Source organism: Nocardia sp. NPDC049935 (genome assembly GCF_055586645.1).
In genome coordinates this window covers 43625-67810 of record NZ_JBVJHV010000005.1, presented here as the reverse complement: position 1 = coordinate 67810, position 24186 = coordinate 43625, and the positions used below count along the sequence as shown (strand labels likewise).

The window sequence follows — 24186 nt, the reverse complement described above, 5'->3', positions numbered from 1 at the left end:
TATTGGAAGCCCGCAAGAATGATCTTCGTGTGACGGACGGCCGCAGCGCCGCGCCCGCCACCCCCGACACGAGGCAGGAATCGCATGGCTCGAGAACTCACACATTTCATCGGCGGAAAGCACGTCCCCGGCACTTCGGGCCGGTTCGGAGATGTCTTCGACCCGAACCGCGGCGAGGTGCAGGCGAAGGTGCCGCTGGCGAGCAAATCCGAGGTCGAGGCCGTCATCGCGAATGCCGAAGCCGCGCAGCCGGGCTGGGCCGCGACCAATCCGCAGCGGCGCGCCCGGATCCTGATGAAGTTCCTGACCCTGGTCAACGACGAGATGGATTCGCTTGCCGCGCTGCTGTCCAGCGAACACGGTAAGACCATCGCCGACGCCAAGGGCGATATCCAGCGCGGTCTCGAGGTCATCGAATTCGCGGTCGGCGTCCCGCACCTGATGAAGGGCGAGTACACCGAGAGCGCGGGCACCGGGATCGACGTGTACTCGATGCGCCAGCCCCTGGGCGTGGTCGCCGGGATCACGCCGTTCAACTTCCCGGCCATGATCCCGCTGTGGAAGGCCGGCCCGGCGCTGGCCACCGGTAACGCCTTCGTGCTCAAGCCCTCCGAACGCGATCCGTCGGTGCCGCTGCGGCTGGCCGAGCTGTTCCTCGAGGCCGGACTGCCCGAGGGCGTGTTCAACGTGGTCAACGGCGACAAGGAAGCCGTCGACACGATCCTGCACGATCCGCGGATCAAGGCCGTCGGGTTCGTCGGCTCCACCCCGATCGCGCAGTACATCTACGAGACCGCCACCGCCAACGGTAAGCGCGCCCAGTGCTTCGGCGGCGCCAAGAACCACGCCATCGTCCTGCCCGATGCCGACCTCGACGATGTCGCCGACCAGTTGATCGGCGCCGGCTACGGCTCGGCGGGCGAGCGCTGCATGGCGATCTCGGTCGCGGTGCCGGTGGGTGAGGACACCGCGAACCGGCTGGTGGAAAAGCTCACCGAACGGGTGCACAAGCTCAATGTCGGCAAATCCGACGATCCCGGCGCCGACTACGGGCCGCTGGTCGGTCTCGACGGTGTGGACCGGGTGAAGAAGTACATCCAGCAGGGCATCGACGAGGGCGCCGAACTGGTCGTCGACGGTCGCGGCGTCACCGTGGACGGCGCCGAGAACGGTTACTTCGTCGGCGCGACCCTGTTCGACCGGGTCGGCAAGGAGATGTCGATCTACACCGACGAGATCTTCGGGCCGGTGCTCAGCGTGGTCCGCGCGGGCGATTACGAGGAAGCGCTCGCGCTGGCCAACGACCACGAATACGGCAACGGTGTCGCCATCTTCACCCGCGACGGCGATACCGCCCGCGATTTCGCGGCCCGGGTGCAGGTCGGCATGGTCGGCATCAATGTCCCGATTCCGGTGCCGATCGCCTACTACACCTTCGGTGGCTGGAAGCGGTCCGGGTTCGGCGATCTGAACCAGCACGGCCCGGATTCGATCCGCTTCTACACCAAGACCAAAACGGTCACCCAGCGCTGGCCGGCGGGGCTGAAGGAGAGCAACAGCTTCGTCATCCCCACGATGGAATGACGATGTTCACTCTCGACGACGATGAGCGGGCCATCCGCGATACCGCCCGGGAGTTCGCCGACGAATATCTCGCGCCGCACGCCGTGGAATGGGACCAGGAGAAACATTTCCCGGTCGACGTGCTGCGGAAGTCGGGTGCGGTCGGGCTCGGCGGTATCTACGTGGACGAGGAGTTCGGTGGATCCGGGCTGCGCCGGTTGGACGCGGTGCGGATCTTCGAGCAGCTCGCCACCGGATGCCCCGCCGTGGCGGCCTATATCTCCATCCACAATATGGCGACCTGGATGATCGACGCCTACGGCGACGACGACCAGCGGCGGAAGTGGCTGCCCGGGCTCACCGCGATGGATCTGCTGGCAAGCTATGCCCTCACCGAACCCGGTGTGGGCTCCGATGCCGCCGCCATCACCACCCGGGCGGTGCGCGACGGTGACGACTACCTCGTGAACGGGTCCAAGCAGTTCATCTCGGGTGCGGGCAGCAACGACCTGTACGTGATGATGGTCCGCACCCAGGACACCGGGGCCCGGGGTATCTCGACGCTGGTCATCCCGGCGGATACGCCCGGTCTCGAGGTGGGCCCGAACGAGAAGAAGATGGGCTGGAACGCCCAGCCCACCCGGCAGGTGATCCTCACCGACGCCCGCGTCCCGGTCGCCAACCGGCTCGGCGCCGAGGGCGACGGTTTCCGGATCGCCATGAACGGGCTCAACGGCGGCCGCCTGAATATCGCGGCCTGTTCGGTGGGCGGGGCGCAGGCGGCGCTGGAGAAGACCGTGCCCTATCTGGCCCAGCGCAGCGCGTTCGGCGCGCCGCTGCTGAACAACCAGGCGCTGCAGTTCGAACTGGCCGATATGCGGACCAAGCTGGAGGCTTCCCGGACGCTGCTGTGGCGGGCCGCGGCCGCCCTGGACGCGGACGCGCCGGACAAGGTCGAACTGTGCGCGATGGCGAAACGCTTCGCCACCGATGCCGGGTTCGAGGTCGCCAACGCCGCGCTGCAACTGCACGGCGGTTACGGTTACCTGGCCGAATACGGTCTGGAGAAGATCGTCCGGGATCTGCGGGTGCACCAGATCCTGGAGGGCACCAACGAGATCATGCGGATGGTCGTGGCCCGGTCGATGACGGCCTCGGTGGCGGGCGCCTCATGAGCGGACAGCGCCCGGACCCGCGCGCGAAAGGAAATCTATGAGCGACGAACCCGAAGTCCTGATCGAACAGCGTGACGGACTCGGACTCATCACCCTGAACCGGCCCAAGGCCATCAACGCGCTCAACCACTCGATGGCGCTGGCCATCACCGAGCAGCTGCGGGCCTGGGCCACCGACGAGTCGGTGCGCACCGTCGCCATCACCGGTGCGGGGGAGCGCGGGTTGTGCGCGGGCGGCGATATCGTCGCCATCCACCACGACGCCAAGGAACAGCGGGCCGCGGGGCATATCGGCGCGGCCGCGGATTCGGCGACCGGGAAGTTCTGGCGCGACGAGTACATTCTCAACGCGCTCATCGGCCGCTATCCGAAACCGTATGTCGCGGTGATGGACGGGATCGTGATGGGCGGCGGGGTCGGGCTGTCGGCGCACGGCAGCCATCGCATCGTCACCGAACGGTCGACCATCGGGATGCCGGAGGTCGGGATCGGGTTCATCCCCGATGTCGGCGGCACCTACCTGCTGTCGCGGGCACCCGGCGAGCTGGGTACCCATATCGCGCTCACCACGGCGCGGATGAAGGCCGGAGACGCGATCGCCACCGGGTTCGCGGATTATTTCGTGCCCGCCGACCAGATCCCGGCGCTGCTGACCACGCTGCAGAGCGAAGCCGCCGATATCGCCATCGCCAAATACGCCGCCGAGGCGCCGGAATCGGCGCTGCTCGGCCGGCGGGACTGGATCGACGCCTGCTACGGCGCCGATACGGTCGAGGAGATCGTCACCCGCCTGCAGGCCCACAGCGCTCCGGAGGCCGCCGCGGCCGCCACCGATGTGCTGGGCAAATCGCCGGTGGCGCTGCAGGTCACGCTGCGGTCGCTGCGGTCCGCGCGCGGGGCCGGGAGCCTCGAGGCGGTGCTGAACGAGGAGTACCGGGTCTCGATCGCCTCGCTGGCCTCGCATGATCTGGTCGAGGGTATCCGCGCCCAGGTCGTGGACAAGGACCGGAACCCGCAGTGGAATCCGGCGGCCCTGACGGAGGTGAGCGCGGCGCAGGTCGACGCGTACTTCGCCGAATTGGGGGACCGTGAACTGAATCTGATCACCCCGGAGGAGAGCAAGTGACGAAGACGATCGGGTTCCTCGGGCTCGGCCATATGGGCGGGCCGATGGCGGCGAATCTGGTGAAGGCCGGATACGACGTCCACGCCTTCGACCCCTCCGAGGCCGCTCGGGAGCAGGCCCGCGCCGACGGCGTCGCGCTGGTGGACACCGGGGTCGCGGCCGCCACCGGCCGCGACATCGTGATCACCATGCTCACCAACGGCAAACTGGTGCGCGACGTCTATGCCGAACTGCTGCCCGCCGCCGGGCCGGGCACCCTGTTCGTGGACTGCTCGACCATCGATGTGGCCGATGCGCAGGCCGCGGCCGAGGCGGCCCACGCGGCCGGGCACCGGGCGCTGGACGCCCCGGTCTCCGGCGGTGTGGCCGGAGCCGCGGCGGGCACGCTGACCTTCATGGTCGGCGGCGCGGACGCCGATTTCGCCGAGGCGCGGCCGGTGCTCGAGGTGATGGGCGCCAAGGTCGTGCACTGCGGCGCCGCGGGCGTCGGGCAGGCCGCCAAGATCTGTAACAACATGCTGCTGGGCATCTCCATGATCGGGCTCTCGGAAGCGCTGGTGCTGGGGGAGAAGCTGGGGCTGAGCCATCAGTCCTTCTTCGACGTCGTGTCCACGGCGTCCGGGCAGAGCTGGGCGCTCACCACCTACTGCCCGGTCCCGGGGCCGGTGCCGACCAGTCCGGCGAACAACGACTACAAACCGGGGTTCGCCACCGCGTTGATGAACAAGGATCTCGGCCTGGCCGTGGAGGCGCTGCGTGCCAACGGGGTCCAGGGCCGGATCGGTGAGCTGGCGGCCGAGATCTACCGGGAATTCAACGAGACCTCGGGGGGCCGGGATTTCTCGGCCATCATCACCGAGGTGCGCGAACGCAGCGGCGGGGCGGCGACCTCCGACTGACCCGCGCACGGCCATCCGACGCCGGAACCCGGTAGCCCGGGTTCCGGCGTCGCGTCGTTGCGGCGCCTCCGGGTTCCCGCGAATTCGCTTGCGGGCCATGGCGAGTTCAATCGCGTGCGATGTAATCCTGCGAGACGCAGTCCGGTGTGGCACGTGGTGAGTTCCGCATCCGGTGCGATTCGGTGCGAAGTGGAGGTGGCCGCACGGGTGTACACGTTCTATGTCGGTTGATCCATGAGCCTCTACCTCCCGGAGGACCTGCGCTGGCTGGGCTGGATCGCCGGTGCGGAGTGGCCCGACGGTGACGAGGACAAGGCGTGGGAAGTTTCCACGGTCTGGAAAGAGTCTGCCGGCGAACTGCTCGCTCTGCTGGCCGCCATCGACGAGGCCAAGGCGGCGACCATGGCCGCCTATCCGGCCGGAGCCGCGCGCGCGGAGATCGGCGCCCAGTACGACGCCCTGCGCGGCGGCGAATCGTCGCTGGAGGCACTCGGCAATTCCATGCTGGGCACCGCGGACGCGACCTTCGATATCGGCACCGAACTCCAGGCCCAGAAGCTCACCATCATCATCACCCTGTGCTGGCTGGCCATCGAGATCGCGCTCGCCTGGCTGTTCCCGCCGACCGCCCCGGCCGTGGAGGCCGCGGCCGTCGGCACCACCCGGGCGACACTGGCGGCGGTGACCACCGCCGTACAGCGCGCGATCTCCGCGGCGGCCTCGAAACTGGGCGCGCCCGTGGTGAAACGCAGTTTCTGGAAGAGTCTGCTGGCCGGTAAGCCGGTGGCGCCCACGGCCAAGGGCTGGGGACAGTTCGGCCAGGAGGTGCTGCAGGGCGCGGCCGAGGAGGGCCTGATCAACGGGGCCATCCAGGCCGGCCAGATCGCGGACGGCAAACGCGACGAATTCAACTGGGAGGAATGGGGTTACGGGGTCGGGGCCGGTGGTTTCGCGGAGCCGATCGGCAGCGGGCTCGCCAAGGGACTGAACAACGGCTTCGCCAACGTCTTCGGCGGGCAGCTCGGCAGTATCTGGGGACGGGCCGGGCAGAACACGTTCGTCGGCGCCACCTCGGACGGGGTCGCGGGGATATTCGGCAGCTTGTTCGTCTCGGCGATCTCCGGGCAGAGTCTGGAGGACACGCTCACCGGGATCGGGGTCGCGGGCGGATTCATCCAGGGCGGGATCGTCGGCGCGGCCGATCCGTCGACGTTCGGATTCGGTCCGATGGGCAACGGCAGTGGGTGGGCCGGCGGCGCCGGTGATGTGTTCGGGCGCAGCGATCCGGCCTTCGGCGAATCCCGGGGCGGCGACGGTTCCGTCTCGGGCGAGCAGATCCCGGGCACGTCCGGGCAGGACGAGAAATCCCCCGGGGGCGGCGACGGATTCCGATCCGGCCCGGAGACCGGCGGGCGCGGCGACGAATCCGGGCGGGCACACCCGGGCGGTCCGCGCACGATCCCGAGCGGCGAGTTCACTCCGAAGCAGGCCTTCGGATCGCCCACCGGACCGCAGAGTATTCCCGGCGGGCAGCAGCAGCCCGCCGGTGCGTTCACCGGGAACACCGGCGACTTCGGGAACACGGAGTCGAAGCAGGGCGGGAACCTCGGAGGATCGTCGGACAACGGCGGGAAGATCGGTGAGGTCTCGGAGAACGGCGGGAAAATCGGGCATTCGTCCGAGGGCGGCGGCAAGGTCGGCGATTCCGCCGAAGACGGTGGCAAGGTCGGGGAGCCCTCCGAGAACGACAGCAGATCCGGAACTCCGTCGGAGGACGGCGAGAAGGCCGGACGGCCGGACGGCGATCGCGGTGACACCGAGTCGAACCACGACAACGACGTAACCGACGATCGACGGGTCTCCGAAGGCGGGCGGGAAGGCCACCCTGGGGAGCGGTCGTCCGAGCACACCGAGACATCGACCTCCGACGACCACGGAGAGCGGCGCGGCGACCCGGCGCGCTCGGAGACGGAGGAGAACGGGCAGCGGTCCGATCTGCTCACCTCCCATACGCAGGATCCACTCACCGGCCGGTCGGATACCGAGAACAGAGTGGCGGAGAACCGGTTCGGCGACGGACCGGTCGCCCCGCAACCGATCGGGACGCCCCCGCCGCCGGTATCCACGCCGGTCGCCGGATCCACGCAGACCGGACCGCCGCCACCGCCCGGACAGTCCACGACGCCGGCTCAGCAGACCGGTCAGCCGCAGCCCGGGAGGTCGGACACACCGGCCGCGCAATCGAGTTCGGCGGCACTGCGGGCGACTCCCGAACCGGGGACAGCGGTGGAACCGGGAGCCACCGAATCGTTCGAATGGCGAGACGATTTCGACTGGGCGGGCCTGGCCGGGCCCGAATACGCCGGGGAATGGGATTCGTGGGACGGGACACCGAGTTGGCTCGCCGATACCCAGATCTCGGCGAACTTCGTCCCCGGACCGCTTCCGCTGGTCGATCCGGGGATGCCTTCGCCGCCGCCGGGACCCGTGAATCCCGCGTCGCCGGTACCCGCGCCGCAGTCGCCGGCCCCCGCCAATCAGCCCGCCCAGCATCAGGGCGCGCCCGCGCAGGCGCAGAGTTCCCCCGCGCACCAGCAGAGTTCACCGGCCCAGAGCCAGAGCTCGCCGGCGCCGCGGACCCCGCCCGCGCATCAGGGCGGGCAGCAACCGGCCACCGAGGTCGACGAGGGCGCGAGCCGGCCGAAACGGCCGTATCCGGGGACCGAGCCGGATACGGATCCGGAGCCACCGCCGAAGAAGCCGCGCTCGGGGGAACCCACCGCGGACCCGCACCGGGCGTCGGCGCGGCAACCCGTGCTGCCGGTACCGGTGCCGCTGACCGCCGGTCCGCAGGGTCCGCCGCCGATCCGGCAACCCGGCCCGCGGGCGCAGCCCGAGACCGGGCAGCCGATACAGCCCGCCGACCCCGCCGCGCCACAGACCACCAGCCCCGATCCACCGGTGCGGCGGCGCCCGGAGCCACCCATGCTCCTGACCAACCCGTCCAAGACCCGGGTCTTCGGTCCGGAACTGCTCGCCCCCGTCGACAATCCGGAATCGCAGCGGGCCCTCGAGGACGCGCTGCGGGGCGAGGACGGAACCTTTCTCCGGTACGCCGATCCGCGAACCCATCCGGCGGGTGGCACTCCGTACGGTCGGCTGGTCAATATCCGAGGCCCCGGGGCGCTGGGGCGCGGCAACAATTGCCTCGATTGCGCGATATCGGGGCTGGCGACCTTCCTCGGCCGCCCCGAGATCGCCGCGCCGCGCTATCCGGACATCGTGAACGGTGTCGTCGATACCGTCGGTAACGAGAAGAAGGCTCTCAACCGGGTTTTCCATATGCTGCGGACCTATCCGGACAGCTACCGGGACGGCCGCCGGTCGATCCCGGAGCAGTTCACGGCCATGCACGAATGGATCGCCCATCTGGGCGAGGGGTCGGCGGCGTTCGTCAACAACGAATGGCCGGTGATCGATCCGGCGACCGGTGCGCCGGTGCTCGAGGACGGCAAGCCGAAGACCTACGCCCACGCCACGGTGATCGTCTTCCCGCGCGGCGCGGCCGGTCCGGTGTGGTGGGATCCGCAATCCGGCAGGATGACCGACGGGCCGCCGCCGGAACTGGTGGCGGTGACGAGCAAGGTCGATTTCATCCCGATCCCGCCGGGCCGCGAGATCGCCGACGAGACCGCCGCCCCCGCACCGCCGGTTCCCGTTCCGCACCCCGCGCCGCCGCCGGGGCCGGTCGTCCAGCCGGTTCATACTCATCCCGATCTCCCGGCGCGGCTCACCGATCCCGCCCGGGGCCGCACCTTCGGTCCCGGCCATCTCGATCCCGTCGAACATCCGGGACTGCAGAAGGTGCTGGAGGACGCCCTGCGCGACGGTTCCGGCGGATTCGTGGCCGGCGCCGATCCGCGGACCTACCCCACACCGGGCAATCCGTATGCGCGGATGATCAACGCGGGCGGTCCGGCGCTACCCGGCCGGGCCTCGAACAAGATCGACGCCGCCCTGTCGGCGCTCGCGACCTTTCTCGGGAACCCCCAGGTCGCCGCACCCCGGCATCCCGACCTGGGTCCCAACGGATTCGACGGCAAGGACGAGCGGGCGGGGCACGAGCGCGCGGCACAGTGGCTGCGGAGCCGGCCGAACTATTTCGATCGCACGCAACCGGTCGCGCAGCAGTACGCCCATCTGCACAACTGGATCCACCATCTGGGTCCGGGATCCGCGGCGCTGGTGTTCAGCGTCGTCCCGCAGCGGGATCCGGCCACCGGCAACGTGCTACGGGACCCGCAGAACCGGCCGGTGACCATCATGCAACCCACCGTGATCGTCTATCCCCCGAGTGCGGCGGGGCCGGTGTGGTGGAACGCGGTGACCGGTGAAACCTGGGACGCCCCACCGGAGAACCTGGTCCGGAGCACGGCCGGATTCGGTTTCATCCCGATTCCGCCCGGCCGGACCGTCGATACATCCACACCCGCCCCGGTCCCGGCACCGGCCGCTCCGGAGACGGGTGGCTCCGCTCCGGGACCCGCGTCCGGCGATCGAGGGAACTCCGGAAACACTCGGTTCGAGCCACTGTCCGACCCCGCCGGCACCCCGGTGCGCCTCCGAGAACGGCTGCGCCGCCTGCTGGACCGCGCAGGGGGCCGAGCACCCGCGCCTGCCACGGAGCCGGTGGAACTCACCCCGCAACCGGACCTCTCGGTGCACACCCAAGCGCAGCCTCCCGAATCGGAGATCGCCGTCGGAGCCCCGCCCGACGATTCGGACCCCGATGTCCGGATGACCGATCCCGCCGCTTCGACGGTGAGCGACCCGGAACCCGGGACGACCGAAGCCACCGGAACGAAACGCCCGCTGCCGGAACCGCAGCCCGCCGCGGGGTCCGCGAAGCGGCCGCAACTGGACGGGTCGGCACAACCCGCCCCGCCCACGGCCGGTCCGGTCGCGCAGCCCGGGGAGCCGGCGGCTCCGCAGATCCCGGACTCGCAACAGGCGGTCATGCCCAAGCCGGTGTACGACCGGCCCTGGCCGGGCCCGCGACTGGCCAACGGAAACGACACCCGGATGTACGGGCCGGGATGGCTCGCGCCGCTGGAGGATCCGGCGCTGCAGCAGCAGTTCGAGGACGCCATGCGCGACGCCGACGGCAACTTCGTGAAGTACGCCGATCCGCGGACCTTCCCATCCCGGGACGATCCCTACGGGTCGCGGATCAACGCCGGTGGCAGCACGGTCCCCGGCCGGAACAAGAACTGCTGCGACTGCTCGGTATCGGGTCTCATGACGTTCCTCGGCCTGCCGCAGGTCGCGCTGCCGCGCTATCACCGGATCGTGAACGGCGTGGTCGATACCGGGGGTTCGGACGGGATCGACCAGACCCGGCTGTACCAGATGCTCGAGAACCAGCCGAACTCGTTCAACGACGGCTACCGGTCCATCAACGAGCAGTTCCTCGCCATCCACGACTACGTGAAGAATCTCGGGGAGGGCGGGGCCGCCTACGTCTCGTTCCATTGGCAGCCGAACGATCCGCGGACCGGACGGCCGATGGTCCACAACGGCCGGCCGGTGCTGAGCGGGCACGCGACCCTCGTCGTCTATCCCGTGGGGGCCGCCGGCCCGGTGTGGTGGGATCCCCAGGGCGGCATCATGTCCGATCGCCCGACGCTGCGGCTGACCTACAGCACCAAGCGGGTCGATTTCATCCCGATCCCGCCCGGCCGGACGGTACTGCCGAGCCTCGCGGACAGCCGGGTATCGGCGCCCGCCGCGCTTGCGGCCCCGGTTCCGCCCGCCCCGGTCCGGGAGCCGGTCGTCGTGCCGGTCCAGCAGCGGCCGGAGCCTCCGGCGGTCCTGGACAACCCCTCCGGTAGTCGCCGGTTCGAGCCGGGCCGGTTGCGCAAGGTCGAGCATCCCGGGTTCCAGAAGGCCCTCGAGGACGCGCTGCGCGACGACAACGGCACCTACCTGATCGGTGCGGACCCGCGCACGTATCCGCGTCCCGAGCATCCCTACGGGAAGATGGTCAACCCCGGCGGGACCACGCTGTGGGGCCGCGGCGCCAACGGGTTCGATGCCGCGCTGTCGGCATTGTCGACCTTTCTGGGCAGACCCGAGGTCGCCGCCCGGCGTGAACCCGATCCCGCGGTTCCGGGAAACGACCGGGCCGACGAGACCGGTGGGAAGGATCGCGCGATCCAGTGGCTGGGTAGTGAGCCCACCGGCTTCGACGAGACCCTGCCGATGGCGCGGCAGTACGACGCACTGCACGACTGGGTCGCCGGGCTGGGGCCGGGTTCGGCCGCACTGGTCCTGCCCGCGAAACCCGAACTCGACCCGCAGACCGGGCTACCCCGGCCCACCCCGGACGGCCGGCCCACGCCGGGCGATCCGGAGCCACTGGTGGTGGTCTATCCGCCGTCGTCCACCGGACCGGTGTGGTGGAATCCGATGACGGGAGAAACCTGGGATACGCCACCACAGTCGCTGGTGGATACCACCGCGAAGCTCGAATTCGTCCCGATACCTCCCGGCCGGACGATCGCCGATACCGCCGCGAACGCGCCTGCCGCGGCGCAGCAGGAGACCGTCGCGAACCGCGACCTGCCGCCCGACCCGCCCGGTCCGGAGACCGGCACCGCAACCCCGGCCCCCGCGAGCCCGTTGCCCCGCCCGATCCGCCCGGAGGATCCCGCGGGGACCCCGTTCCACCTGCGTGAGCGGTTTCGCCGCTGGACCCGGCGGTTGCCGGCGGAACCACCGCGGACGCAACCGGTAGCGCAATCCACCGAACCGGCACCGCCGCCGGTCACCCGCCCCGCACCCGATCCGGAACCACGGGATCCCGCGCCCACCCACGACCGGCCGGACCCGGGCTCATCCGCGGTTTCCCCCGCGCCGAGCCGGGTTCCGACCCCGCCGCCGCCGGCTCCACCGCCGCCGCGGCACGGGCACCCGGCGCCTCCCTTACAGGTGGTCGATCCGGACAAGAGCCGCGTATACGGCCCGGGGCAGTTGGCGCCCCTCGAGGGTCCGGGCCCGCAGCGGGCGCTGGAACAGGCGATGCGTGACAAGGACGGAAACTTCGTCCGCTACTCCGATCCCCGGGTGCATCCGCTCGGCGGTACGCCCTACGGTGAGCTCGTCAACGCCGCCGGACTGTCGGCGCCGGGGCGCGAAACCAATTGCGTGGATTGCACACTGGCGGCGCTGGCGACCTTCTTCGGTCATCCGACGGTCGCCGCCCCGGCGTTCTTCCCCGTGGTGAACAACGTGATCGGCCGGTCGGGCCCCGAGGAGGGCGGCGCCGAGCGGATCACGCATACGTTCCGCACCGGGTTCGATTCCTACGACTACGACGGCCGATCGGTACCGGAGCAGTTCGACGCCATCACGCGCTGGGTCGCGCATCTGGGCCCGGGCTCGGCGGCGGTGGTCACCAACCGCTGGCAGGCGGTCCATCCCGATACCGGCGCCCCGCTGACGAACCCCGACGGTTCCCCGAAGACGGCCGGTGCGCACGCGGTCGTGGTGGTCTATCCCGTCGGTGCGCCCGGCCCGGTGTGGTGGGACCCGCAGAGCGGCGATATGTCCGACCGTCCGCCCCGGAACATGGACCAGCGGTCGACCGCGGTCGAATTCCTGCCGATACCGGCCGGCCGCACCGTCGTCGCCGCACCGGCGGACGGCAATCCGCCGTTGCCACCCCCGCCGGCGACGGAGTCGCGCCCGCTGCCCGCCGTCGCCCCGCGCCGCCGCAGGCCGGCGGCCATGCTGCTGGCCGATCCGGCCGAGAGCCGCCGGTTCGAGCGCGGCTACCTGGACAAACTCGAGCATCCGGGATACCGGACCGCGCTCGAGAACGCATTGCGCGATCGGGACGGGAACTTCGTGGTGGCCGCCGATCCACGGACATATCCGACCGCCGACCTGCCCTACGGCAAGCTCGTCAACGGCGGTGGGCCGACCTCCCCCGAACGCACCTACAACAAGATCGACGCCGCTCTGTCGGGCCTGTCCTCGTTCCTCGGCACTCCCCGGGTCGCGGTGCCGCGCTATCCGGATCACGGGCTCGGCAAGGGCTATCGCGACGACGAATACGGCGGTCTGCACCGCCTGCAGTTCTGGGGCCGGACGAGTCTGAGCCGGTTCGGCACCGAGATCGGCCCGGAATCGGCGCATTTCCAGGCCCTGCACAACTGGGTGGACGGTCTCGGGCCCGGTTCCGCCGCGGTGGCGGTACTCGGGATCGGGAAACGGGACCCGTATTCCGGCAGCCTCGTCTCGAGCTTCTCCGACGAGACCGAGATCCTGCTGGTGGTGCACCCGGTCGGCGCGCCGGGCCCGGTGTGGTGGAATCCGGTGACCGGGCAGACCTGGGACACCCCGCCCGCGCAGGAGTTCCCGAACGCCGTCGACTTCCGGTTCCTCGAGGTGCCGCCGGGCCGGCGGGTGGACGGGAAGTCGGGAGTGCAGCGGAATGTGGGCCCGCTGGTGGCCCCCGGGGTCTCGCAACCGGAGCCACCGCGACGCCTGGCCCCACCCGCCGACGATCGCGATCAGCACTTCGGCCCGGTCGATCCGGCCGCGCAGCAGTCGCTGGAGAACGCGATGCGGGACGGTCGCGGCGGATTCGTGACGGCGGCCGATCCCCGGACCTTCCCGACGCCCGGGGCAGCGTTGCGCACCCTGGTCAACCCCGAGGACCCGGCCGCTCCGGGATTCGGGCTCAACACCTTCGACGCCGCCCTGTCGGCCCTGTCGACGTTCTTCGGGGCCCCGCAGGTCGCCGCCCCGCGTCCGGTGCCCGCCGGGCCCGACGACGAGGACGCGGGTGCGGGCGACGGACTCGACCGGCTGCTGCGCTGGGCGAAGACCGATCTCGACGATTTCCCGGCCGGCTCGATGGCCGACCAGTACGCGGCACTGCACGACTGGGTCAAGCACCTCGGTCCCGGTGCCGCGGCGGTGGCCGTCGGTGTGACGGTGGAGGTCGACCCGGCCACCGGGACCTTCGACCGGTCCCTGCCCGATGACCGACTGGTGATCGAGGGCGCCTCCGCGCCGGTGGTCGTCTTCCCCCGGGGTGCGCCGGAACCGGTGTGGTGGGATCCGGTCACCGGTGCGGTATGGGACAGCCCGCCGTTATCGCTGATCCAGCGCACCGCGTACCTGAACTTCGTCGCGTTCCCACCGGGACGGAGTATCGAGGCCGCACCGGCGAACACCGGCGGTGCGCAGAACCCCGCGGGCGATCCGCTCGATACCGGAATCGATGAAGGAGTGATCGATGAATCCGCCGCTACAGAACGAGGAACAGGTGCGCACTCACCTCCGGGAGGCGCTTCCGGCCGACCATCAGTACTTCATCGGCCGGATGCCGATAGGCGACTGGCTCCTCCAGCCGGTGACGACCGAGGAGGACGTCGAGACCGGCCGGGCCATCGGGATGTCGTGCCTGGTCGTGCAGGCGGACACGGGAGTGATCCTGCAGTATCCGAGCTGGTCGGGGCAGATGGTGATGGAGGACTACACCGAGGCGGTGAACACCGGCCGGGCACCGGTCGCGCGGCAGATCTATCCGAGGCAGACCCGGATCGAACTGCTGCGGACCGGCGAGAGTCCGGAGACCGTCGAATACCGGGTCAGCGTGACGTCGGAACTGAAACCGGCGGAACAGTTCTCGATGGTGATCACGAAGCAGACCCGGTTGCCCAGTCCGACGAACAGCGACGCGATGGTGGGCGCGGCCTGGGCGAGCTGGCGGCAGGAGCAGGACGGGACCTGGCCGGAGATGGGGACCACGGAGTACTGACCGGCGGATCGGATTCGGCGGACGCTCCGGGACGGATACCGGGGGTCCGCGGGCACGGACGTCCGCAACGCCGGCGCCCGATCGAATGGTCGTTGCCGACCGGTTTCCGGGCGGCCGATGCCGCCGGTGTGTCGTGGCTGCCGCCCGGTGCGGTACCCGGTGACGGCGGTGACCCGTCACCCGGGTCGGACGGCCCGGATACCTCACCTGCCGCCGAAGGCCCGGCGGACGAGCCGGAGGTCGATGTCCCGTTCACCTTGAACGATTCCGGGAGCGACTCTGCGTGAAAGACCCGGTGGCGGCCGTATTCGCCGGGCGCGGCACCCGGTTCGGACCTCTGGAACGGCTGCCGATTCGCCGGGATATCGCGTCGCGTTGGTCTCCGCGAAACTGCGGGTTCAGCCGAATGCGCTGGAATGACATCGGTGTCGGCCGTCAGGGAGGTAGCGGTGAGCCAGCGAGGTCGGACTGACGCGGTTCGGCGGGTATGACTCTCTATCTGCCGGAGGAATTGCGCTGGCTGGGCTGGATCGCCGGAGCCGAATGGCCCGACGGCGACGAGGACAAGGCGTGGGCCGTCGCCGCCGCCTGGGAAGAGGCGAGTAAAGAGCTCACCGCGTTGCTCGCCAAGATCGACCAGGCCAAACAGGCCACCATGGACGCCTATCCGGAGGGCGCGGGCCGCACTGAGATGGGCGGCCGCTACGACGCGCTGCGCAGCGGCGATCAGTCGCTCGAGTCGATCGCGGCCCTGATGATGACCCAGTACGACTCCACCTTCGATATGGGTACCGAGCTGCAGGCCACCAAGCTCACCATCATCCTCACCCTGTGCTGGCTGGCCATCGAGATCGCCTGGGCGTGGCTCTTCCCGCCGACCGCCCCCGCCGTGGAGGCCGCCGCCATCGTCTCCACGCGATCGGCGCTCAAGATCATTCAGGACGCGGTGCAGAAGACCATCGCGAATATCGCCGCCCGGATGGGCGCGTCGAAGACCTCGACGGGGCATTTCTGGAAGAACCTGGTGAAGGGCACACCCACCTGGCCGACGGCCAAGGGGTGGGGTGTCTACGGTGCCCGGGCCATCGAGGGCGCCGTGGTGCCGATGGCGATCAACGGCAGTATCCAGGCCGGCCAGATCGCCGACGGGAAACGGCACGAATTCAACGGTAAGGAATTCGGCCTGGGCGCCCTGGGCGGCGCGGCCGGCGCCATCCCCGCCCGCGAATTCGGCCGGTACTTCGGCGAATTCATCGACAAGGGCCTCAGCAAACTTCCCAACAAGATGGTCTACAACCCCGCGATGGGAACCTTCCGGGGAATGTTCATCGGCGCCACCTCCGACGCCTTCGGCGCCGTCTTCGGCAATCTCGCCACCGCGCTGGCCGCCGGTGGTGACTTCTCGGCCTTCTCCAACGGGCCGGGCTGGGTCGGCAATATCGCGCAGGGCGGGATCGTCGGCGGTGTGCGTGGCGGCGCGGCGTTCAACAGCTATATCCCGAAGACCGCGGACGGTTTCACCGACGCCTCGCATTTCCGGTCGGACCACTGGTTCCGCGGCCAGTTGTGGCGGCTGCCCCGGTACGGGGGCGACGGGCTCTTCGCTCCGCCGGTCGCGGCCGCGGCGACGACGGGTACCACCGATGGTGGAGGCGGGGTCACCGGTGGGGGCGGCGTCAACGGTGGGGGTGGTCTGAACGGTGGCGGTGGTCTCAATGGTGGCGGCGGCCTGAACGGTGGGGGCGGCGTCAACGGTGGAGGCGGCGTCAACGGTGGGGGTGGATTGAATGGCGGTGGCGGCGGCCTGAACGGTGGAGGTGGCCTCAATGGTGGCGGCGGCCTGAACGGTGGGGGCGGTCTGAATGGTGGGGGCGGCGTCAACGGTGGAGGCGGCGTCAACGGTGGGGGTGGATTGAATGGCGGTGGCGGCGTCAACGGTGGCGGTGGCGTCAACGGTGGCGGTGGTCTGAACAGCGGGGGCCCGCTGGCGGCCGCGGGTGGGATCGACGGGAATTCCGGGGGCATAGGCAATTCGGGGAACGTCGGGAACACGGGTGGGCTGCAGGGTGACGGCGGACAGTTCCAGCAGAACTCGCAGTCGTTCGGCAATCAGCAGGGTGGATTCGGTGGCGAGGACCGGGGCTACGACGCCAGTAGCGAGGGATCGTTCAGCGATCGCAGCAGTGAATTCGGCGGCTCCGAGGGTTATCGCGACAGCGACGACGGTTTCGGCCAGTACGGCGGCTATCGCGAGGGTGATGACGGTTTCGGGGGGTACGGCGGCTACCGCGAAGGCGACGACGGCTTCAGCGATTACGGCGGGTTCGGCGGTTACCGCGAGGGTGACGACGGTTTCAGCGAGTACAGCGGGAATTCCGAACAGGGCGGCTACCAGGGCGGTTTCCGCAACGAGAGTCCGCTGGACGGGAACCTGGGCGGTCCGTCGAACCACGGCAACAACTCCCTGTGGATGCCGCAGCACGGGTGGTTCACCGAATCCGACGGCGGCTCCCTCTACGACGCGCCGCTCGGCGGTACGCGATCGGACAGCCCCACCCTGGGCGCACACGATTTCGGCGCATCCCAGCAGGGGTCGGCGTTCACCGGCAACAATGGCGCGCCCCTGGCCGGAGGCCAGCAGAATATGCCGCCCGGAGGCCAGCAGAACGTGCCGCCCGGGAGCCAGCAGGGGCCGGTGAATCCCGCGGCCCAGCCGTCGGTATCGCAGCAGTCCGGGCAGTCGAGTACACAGCAGCAGCCCGCGCCACCACCGCCGCAGCGGACCGCGCCGGAGCCCCCGGGCGGCTCGCGTTCGGGACCGCTGGGCGGTCAGCAGGGTCCGCCCGGATTCGGCGGCGTGCTGAACAATTCCGGGCCGGTGCCGCTCTCGCCCGACTCCGAGGGCCCGCCCATGCGTCCCGACGATATTCCGATGACGAATATGCCCGCGCAGTTCCACGGCCCGCTCGGCGGACAGGACGGCCCGATCAATTCGGGCCGGCCGGTACCGCCCGCGGTGAACCCGAACCAGCCGCCGGGATCCTCGCAGCAGTCCTCGGACACCTCCCGCTCGTCCACTCCGGCTCCGCCGCCACATATCCCCAACCGGGACCAGGGGCCGCCGTCCCGGCCGGTATCGCCGTTGACCGCGGAGGAGCAGGCGCTGCCGTTGCCGTCCCGGCCGGTATCGCCGCTGACGGAACAGGAACAGTCGGGCCCGATCCGGGATTCCTACGAGAGCTGGGATCAGGGGACGGAGGGCAGCCGTTCGCCGACCGAGTCCGATGTCTCCTTCGATACCCTGCTGTCCCAGTTCCCGATGCCCCCGCAGGGCCCGCCGGGCGGTTACGGTCCGCCGCCGCCCGGAAACGACGGCACGCGTATCCCGCCGCCACCTCCGAACCGGTTCCCCGACGTCGTGGCGCCGCGTCCCGTCCGGCCCACGTTCCCGCCCCCGCTGGTCCAGGATTCCGATACGGGATCGCGACCGGTGTCGCCGTCGACGGACGAGGGCGGCCCCTGGACTCCGTGGGGCAGCGACACGGACGAATCGGCGGCGTTGCCCCTGGGACCCCGCCCGGCCCCGAACTACCCGCCGGCCCCGAACTACCCGCCGCCCGCGCCGCCCGCGAATCATCCGCCGGCGCCGAACTATCCGCCGCCCGCGCCGCCCGTGAACCATCCGCCCGCGCCTCCGGCGCCACCGGGTCATACGGCTGCCGCCCCGCCACCCGTCCCGAACCGGCTGCCGCTGTGGATGCTGCAGGGTCTGACCCCGGATTCGCGCGAAGCCTACGAGGCCTACCGCGAGAACCACCGCCAGAACCCGGGCCATGTGCACGACCATCTCGGCGAGGGCAAGGACGTGCGCGGTAAGCCCCGCCCCCAGCGCTGGCCGATGCGTGTGCCGTACCCTATCGCCCCCTTCACCGCGCCGGAAGCACCCGGTGACGACTGGCTGCCGGAGGGGGCGGTGCCGGGCGGTCCCGGTGATCCGGGCGACCCCGGCGCCGATCCGCCGCCGCCCGTCATCTCGCCGGAGGCGTTCGTCGACCCGTCGGCGACGGTCGGCCCGGGCGCCGAGGTGCAGGCCGGGGCGACGGTGGGCAAGGACGTGGATATCCGGGCGGGCGCCCTCGTCCATTCCGGGGCGACGGTCCAGGACGGCGCGGTGGTGGGCGAGAACGCCGAGATCCACCGCGGTGCGCAGGTGCATCCCGGGGCCGTGGTCGGCAAGGACGTGGTGGTGCACGAGGGCGCGGTGATCCTGCCGGGGGCGGTGGTGCCCGACGGCACCGTGGTGCAGCCGGGCCAGGTGTTCGGCGGTGATCCGGGGACCGACAACTCCGGTGTGGACGTGCCGTTCACGCTGTAGTGATCCGGCGGCGGCCGGAACGAGAGAGGAGTACGACATGGTGGATCGCGTAGAGGTGGATCCGGATCAGCTGGAGCGCGCCGCGCGGCTGACCCAGGATCTGGCCGATTCGGTGAAGGGTGTGGGAACCAAGCTGCGCACCCGGCTGGAGGGTCTCGAGGACGAATCGACCCGGCAGCCCTGGGGCAACGACTCGTTCGGCCGCAAATTCGTCGACGGTCAGAACAAGGACGGGTACGGCACCTCGAAACCGAACCTGCTCGACGGTGTGGACGGGATCTCCGGCACCTTCGGCGCGTTCGCGACCGGTCAGCGCGACGCGGTCGGTCAGCTGCGGGAGATGGACACCGAGATCTGACCCGCACCGGTGGCCGGTGGTCCGGGATCCACTGCCGGCCGGAGCGTCAGTTGAACCGGTACGTATAGCCGGCGTACCGCGGTTTATCGGCGCCCGCGTCCTCCCAGCTGTAGCTGTAGGTGCCGATATGGTCCAGGCGGAACCGGGTGTCGGCGTGGATGGCGTGACCGCTGCGCCGTGCCCGTTCGCAGAAGGAGTAGTCCTCGGCGAGATACCAGTGACCGCCGCCTGGTTCGGAGACCACGAGCGGCAGGAAGTACGGGACCAGGCTGCGGCCGAACCGTTCGTTGCAGACCGGCAGCTTCTCGTGTTTCACGATGTCCTCGTACACGTAGCGCCGGGTGTGCAGGAATCCGGTGCCCGCGTAGAGGATCTCCTCCAGCCCGCCGCCTTCGCCGAGCACGAACTTCTCCGTGCCCGGCAGCACATGGCAGGCCAGTGCGCGCTGACCCTTCTTGACGCAGATACCGCTCACCACCGGCAGGTCGTGGGACCGCAGCATTTCCACCGCGTCGGCGTCGAACCCGGTATCGGAATCGATCCACATCAGTTCCTCGAAACCCGCCGCGAGCGCATCGGTGGCCATCTGGCTGCGGACCTGGTCGATGCCCACTCCGCCGGGCACCCGCCATACCGGGTAGCCGCGTCGTTCCAGTTCCCCGAGCGAGGATTCACAGGGGGGTTCGATACGGCTGCCGACCGGTACCAGGACAACGCAGCGGGCGGGATCCATGTCCAATACTCCACCTGTCGAGACGAGCGCGATCGACACCGAATGTACCTCCGGCACCAGGGCGAACCGTGCGGTGCGCCGAGGTTCTGCGACGAATTTTCTTGTACGCCACGAGAAATTCACGCGAATGCGTTGTAATCCGGGGGTGCGGTCTTGTGGGACCCCGGACCGGAAGGAGTGAGTCGGCGCGTGGTGAACGAACGTCTGCAAGAAGATATGGCGACCATGCTGTCCGGTCTGAGTCATCAGATGCGCAGTATCGCGGAAGTGCAGAAGAAGCGTTCCCTGCTCACCGCCACGGTCCAGGCCGAGGAGCGGCGGATCGAGGTGACGGTGAACGCCGACGGTTTGCTCATCGATACCCGCTTCGCCGACGATATCCTGGACCTGACGATGGACGAGATCGCCGCGGCCCTCACCAAGGCCGTGCAGGAGGCCGCGGCGGAGGTTCAGAAGAAGGCCCGGGAACTCATGGAACCTGTTCTGGAACACCGTAATTCGCTGCCCAAGCTGTCGGAGATGGTCGAGGGCGCGCCGGATCTGGCCGGGTTGATTCCACAGCCGCCGAAAACGCCGACCGTATCGCCCGATTCGCCGGACTGGCCCGGGAACAAACCGGATGAACCCGACGATCAGGGACCGGCATCCGTGGTCGCGGACCGGGACTGACAACGCATCCGATCACGATTGGCCCCGCCGTGCCGCAGCAGGCGCCGGTCGCCGAATACGACGGAAAGTGAACGCTCATGGCATTGGACCCGAACACGCTGTCGAATCTCACGACGCAAGCGAACGAGGGACATCTGCAGTTCACCCCGAAGGATGCGATCACCGCCGCGCGGGCGGCCGCCGATCTGGTCGACGATCTGCGCGGGATGGCCAATGCCATCACCCAGCACAAACTGGACATGCTGGATCCGGCGCCGTTCGGCGCGCTGTCGTCGAGTAACCAGCTCGCCGGTGTGTACAGCAAGAAGGCCGGCCGCCTGTACGAGATCCTGCGCGAGCACGCCACGGTGCTCGAGGGGATGAGCCAGCTGTTCATCGCCGCCGGCAAGGCCTACGAGGATGTCGACCAGGCGTCGAAAGACCAGCTGGACGGGATCAAGCCCGGCGAGGGCGCGGCGGAGTACAAACCTTCCACGAGCGGCAGCGCGGTTTCGCAGCCGGATAAGTGGCAGACGATTTTCTCCGGCACCCGCCCCGATATCCCGACCGGCGTGAAGAACTACGGGGGCAACAAGGATCCCGGCGATGCCATCAAGGTCGAGGCGCAGGACGCGGTGTCCTGGCGGGAGATGTACGACCACGGCCAGTCCATCAACGCACAGGCCGTGATGGATCGTTCGGCGACCTGGGGTTCGCTGGCAAGCGATCTGGGCAACAAGCTGAACGGTCTGGTGAATACCATCTTCCCGCTGGCCGACTCGTGGAAGGGCACCGGCTCGGCGGGGGCACAGGACGCGGTACGCAACTACCGCAACGGAGTTCAGCCGCTGATCGACTCCATCGAGCAGGTCCGCGACAGTATGGCCTACGCGGCCACCTTCCTGTCGTACACGAAGGCGTTCATGCCGGGTGTGGCCACGGAACCGGGCGGTTGTCACGAACCGGATCTGGGCGATTTCCGCGGCTGGCTCAACACCTATTACCTCGAACCGATGAAGGAAACCGTCAAGGTGATGCCCGTCCTGGACGGGCCCATCACGAAACCCGAGGGCGACGGCGACGGCTCCGGCGGCGGCAGTGGCAGTGGCAGTGGCTCCGGTAGTGGTTCCGGCTCCGGTAGTGGCTCGGGTAGCGGTAGTGGTTCCGGCAGCGGGAGCGGCTCGGGTAGTGGTAGTGGCTCCGGCAGTGGTAGCGGGAGCGGGAGCAGCTATCAGTCCGGCTACAACGAGGGCTACGAGGACGGTTACGAAGACGGCCTGGAGGCCGGTCAGAACGCCAACGGGGGGCCCGGCGGCGGCCCGGGTTCCGGATACACCGGCGGGAACGGTTCGGGCGCCGGGGCGGGCAGCGGTTCGGGCGGATACAACACGCCCATCGGGGCCGGTTCCAAGGGCAGCGGGTCGGGCAGCGGCGGCGGGCCGACCAATACGCCCACCGGATCGTCGGGCGGTGGTCCTTCCATTCCGTCCATGCCCGAAACCGCGTCCTCGGGCGGCCCGTCGCTGCCGTCCATGCCCGAAACGGCGTCCTCGGGAGGTAGCGAATCGGGCGGTGGGAGCCCCGGCGGTCAGAGCGGCGGCAGCAGCCCGGCCTACACCGGCAAAGGGCAGAGCCCGTCGATGCCGAAGATGCCGTCGGCCGAGGATCTGCTGGGCGGTTCCTCCGGCGGAAGCGGCGGTGGTCCCGGCTCGACCGTCGGCAACACCCCCGGCTCCGAGGGTGGGCCCGGTTCGGACTCCTCCGGCAGCGGTAGCGAAATGCCGGAGAACCCCACGGCCGCGGATCTCCTGAGCAAACTCACGGGTATCCCGGCATCCGAGCTGCCGGACGCGCTGAAGAACCGGAAGATCACGGCGTCGGACGGCTCCGGAGAGCCCTCGCTGGCGGACGCGCTCTCGCAGCTCACCGGTGTCCCGCTGGAGGATATGCCCGAAGAGCTGAAGAACACCCCGCTCTCCTCGCTGTGGGACGAGAACTCGCCCTTCGGCAATGCGGATACGCTCTTCGGCAACGACGCCGGTTCGGGCAGCGGCAGCGGCCTCGGTGGTGGGCTCGGGGACGGTACTCCGGGCAACAGCTGGTCGAGCGCGGCCGGCGGCAGCGGCGGTCAGGACCCGCTGGGAATCCTGTCCAACCTGCTCACCCAGGGCATCCAGGCATTCGCTCAGCTCGGCAGCGGGCTTCCGGGTATGGACGAACTGGCCCGGATGCTGGATCCCGGCCAGATCCAGCAGCATCTGCAAGGCCTGATGGACCCGGCCCGGGAGCAGCTCGACCAGCTGGCCAACGCGTTCGGCGGCGGGGCCGGAGCCGGGGCCGGTGGGGGCGGCGCGGGTCTGCCGGGTGGCCCTCCCACTCCGGAGCAGCCGATGTCGCCCTACCCCGAACCGCAGCAGTCGCAATCGCAATCGCAGCTCTTTCCCCGGGCCGCGCTGGCGGGACCGGGCATGGAAACGGCCGGTCATTCCGGGACCCCGATGGGTGGCGCCCCGATGGGCGGCGCGCCGGGCGCGGGCGCGGCCAATTCCGGCGGGCAGAACAACGACTACAAGGCGCCGAAGTTCCTGCAGGGCCGCGACAATATGGATGACGTCTTCGAGATCCCGGACCGGGTCAAGCCGGTGATCGAACCGTGAGGAGCTGGGCACTCTCCGATCTGGAGTTCCGGGCCCTGTGCGGAGCCCACACCGAGGGCAGGTTGCCCCGGCCACTGGTTTACACCAGTTCCATCCGGTGGGCAGACGACCTCGAATGGGAGCTCTCCGAGGTCTCCCGGGATCTGCGGGCCCGCTACAACGGTGAACTGGACGCGCTCGGCGTCGCGCTCGCCAAACCCGACGTCTTCGTCAGCCTGCAGGCGTTCGGCGGCGACGAGGATTTCGACAATCCTGAAACGCGGGTCCGGGTGCACGCGTTCCGGCAGCGGGCCCGGGGTTTCGTGATCACCCAGCGGCCCGGCGAGACGGTGCACCACGCGGCCGGTTTCGATATCGTCGAATGCGATCCGCACGCGCTGGGCGATATCGTGCTGTCGCGGGTGCCGTTCTCGCGGGCGGGGCGGCTGCCCGATACCCGGATTCCCGACACCACAAGGGATCCTAGATTCGAACCCGGATACAGCTCGTCCGGTTCGATGATCTCCGATTACGACGAGGACGAAGACGAGGACGCCGGTAACGACTACGACCGCGCGCTGAACTTCCTGCGCACGGCCGCGATCCGCAGCGGTTCCATCCGGGTGGTCCAGGGGCGCTCCAAATACGGTCCCCGCGGCCGGATCGAGATGGGGATGCTGTGGCGCGACGTCGCGGGCGACGGCCGGTACGTGATCCCGATGAACCATCCGGCGCCGTCGGCGACGGGAATGGGAACCGAGGATCTGGTCGCCTGGATCGACGAGCAGATGGGTCTGCTGGTGGAGCGGCTGGACCGGAATATGGAAATCGAGGAATGACC

General features: G+C 69.6%; 11 protein-coding genes. 10 read left to right on the top strand and 1 reads right to left on the bottom strand.

Annotated features, from left to right (window positions below; translation table 11 throughout):
* Positions 1-84 precede the first annotated feature (84 nt).
* From ACZ6SF_RS20125 to ACZ6SF_RS20095, 7 genes are all read left to right on the top strand, one after another.
* Complete coding sequence (locus ACZ6SF_RS20125) at positions 85-1584, top strand: CoA-acylating methylmalonate-semialdehyde dehydrogenase (protein ID WP_466063692.1); 1500 nt, start codon at positions 85-87, stop codon at positions 1582-1584.
* A gap of 2 nt (positions 1585-1586) precedes the next feature.
* A complete protein-coding gene (locus tag ACZ6SF_RS20120) occupies positions 1587-2738 on the top strand; it encodes an acyl-CoA dehydrogenase family protein (protein WP_466063691.1) in 1152 nt (383 codons plus the stop codon).
* A 37-nt stretch (positions 2739-2775) separates the two neighbouring features.
* On the top strand, positions 2776-3864 hold the full coding sequence (locus ACZ6SF_RS20115; protein WP_466063690.1) for an enoyl-CoA hydratase/isomerase family protein: 1089 nt from the start codon (positions 2776-2778) through the stop codon (positions 3862-3864).
* Positions 3861-4763 carry a 3-hydroxyisobutyrate dehydrogenase gene (gene mmsB, locus ACZ6SF_RS20110; RefSeq protein ID WP_466063689.1) on the top strand — a complete coding sequence of 301 codons (903 nt, stop codon included), beginning with the start codon at positions 3861-3863 and terminating at the stop codon, positions 4761-4763. Before ACZ6SF_RS20115 ends, mmsB begins: the two co-directional genes overlap by 4 nt.
* 234 nt (positions 4764-4997) lie before the next feature.
* Positions 4998-14882 carry a toxin glutamine deamidase domain-containing protein gene (locus ACZ6SF_RS20105; protein ID WP_466063688.1) on the top strand — a complete coding sequence of 3295 codons (9885 nt, stop codon included), beginning with the start codon at positions 4998-5000 and terminating at the stop codon, positions 14880-14882.
* A 200-nt stretch (positions 14883-15082) separates the two neighbouring features.
* The gene (locus tag ACZ6SF_RS20100; protein ID WP_466063687.1) at positions 15083-18970 is read left to right on the top strand and encodes a WXG100-like domain-containing protein; all 3888 of its coding nucleotides are present in this window, start codon (positions 15083-15085) and stop codon (positions 18968-18970) included.
* A 37-nt stretch (positions 18971-19007) separates the two neighbouring features.
* Positions 19008-19328: a hypothetical protein gene (locus ACZ6SF_RS20095; RefSeq protein ID WP_466063686.1), complete on the top strand. Its 321-nt coding sequence runs from the start codon at positions 19008-19010 to the stop codon at positions 19326-19328.
* A 46-nt stretch (positions 19329-19374) separates the two neighbouring features.
* Here the strand turns inward: ACZ6SF_RS20095 and ACZ6SF_RS20090 are convergent, their stop codons facing one another.
* Positions 19375-20061, bottom strand: a complete 687-nt coding sequence (locus ACZ6SF_RS20090) for a hypothetical protein (protein ID WP_466063685.1) — start codon at positions 20059-20061, stop codon at positions 19375-19377.
* A 189-nt stretch (positions 20062-20250) separates the two neighbouring features.
* Between ACZ6SF_RS20090 and ACZ6SF_RS20085 the strand changes: the two genes are divergently transcribed.
* From ACZ6SF_RS20085 to ACZ6SF_RS20075, 3 genes are all read left to right on the top strand, one after another.
* Entirely contained in the window at positions 20251-20730 is a 480-nt protein-coding gene (locus ACZ6SF_RS20085) for a YbaB/EbfC family nucleoid-associated protein (RefSeq protein WP_466063684.1), read from the top strand.
* A 77-nt stretch (positions 20731-20807) separates the two neighbouring features.
* A complete protein-coding gene (locus tag ACZ6SF_RS20080) occupies positions 20808-23366 on the top strand; it encodes a hypothetical protein (RefSeq protein WP_466063683.1) in 2559 nt (852 codons plus the stop codon).
* Positions 23363-24184 carry an ESX secretion-associated protein EspG gene (locus ACZ6SF_RS20075; RefSeq protein WP_466063682.1) on the top strand — a complete coding sequence of 274 codons (822 nt, stop codon included), beginning with the start codon at positions 23363-23365 and terminating at the stop codon, positions 24182-24184. Before ACZ6SF_RS20080 ends, ACZ6SF_RS20075 begins: the two co-directional genes overlap by 4 nt.
* Positions 24185-24186 lie beyond the last annotated feature (2 nt).

Bases quoted from the DNA above. Each gene is read 5' to 3' on its own strand.
- ACZ6SF_RS20125 (WP_466063692.1), top strand. From the start codon at position 85: ATGGCTCGAGAACTCACACATTTCATCGGCGGAAAGCACGTCCCCGGC.
- ACZ6SF_RS20120 (WP_466063691.1), top strand. From the start codon at position 1,587: ATGTTCACTCTCGACGACGATGAGCGGGCCATCCGCGATACCGCCCGG.
- ACZ6SF_RS20115 (WP_466063690.1), top strand. From the start codon at position 2,776: ATGAGCGACGAACCCGAAGTCCTGATCGAACAGCGTGACGGACTCGGA.
- ACZ6SF_RS20105 (WP_466063688.1), top strand. From the start codon at position 4,998: ATGAGCCTCTACCTCCCGGAGGACCTGCGCTGGCTGGGCTGGATCGCC.
- ACZ6SF_RS20100 (WP_466063687.1), top strand. From the start codon at position 15,083: ATGACTCTCTATCTGCCGGAGGAATTGCGCTGGCTGGGCTGGATCGCC.
- ACZ6SF_RS20095 (WP_466063686.1), top strand. From the start codon at position 19,008: ATGGTGGATCGCGTAGAGGTGGATCCGGATCAGCTGGAGCGCGCCGCG.
- ACZ6SF_RS20090 (WP_466063685.1), bottom strand. From the start codon at position 20,061: ATGGATCCCGCCCGCTGCGTTGTCCTGGTACCGGTCGGCAGCCGTATC.
- ACZ6SF_RS20080 (WP_466063683.1), top strand. From the start codon at position 20,808: ATGGCATTGGACCCGAACACGCTGTCGAATCTCACGACGCAAGCGAAC.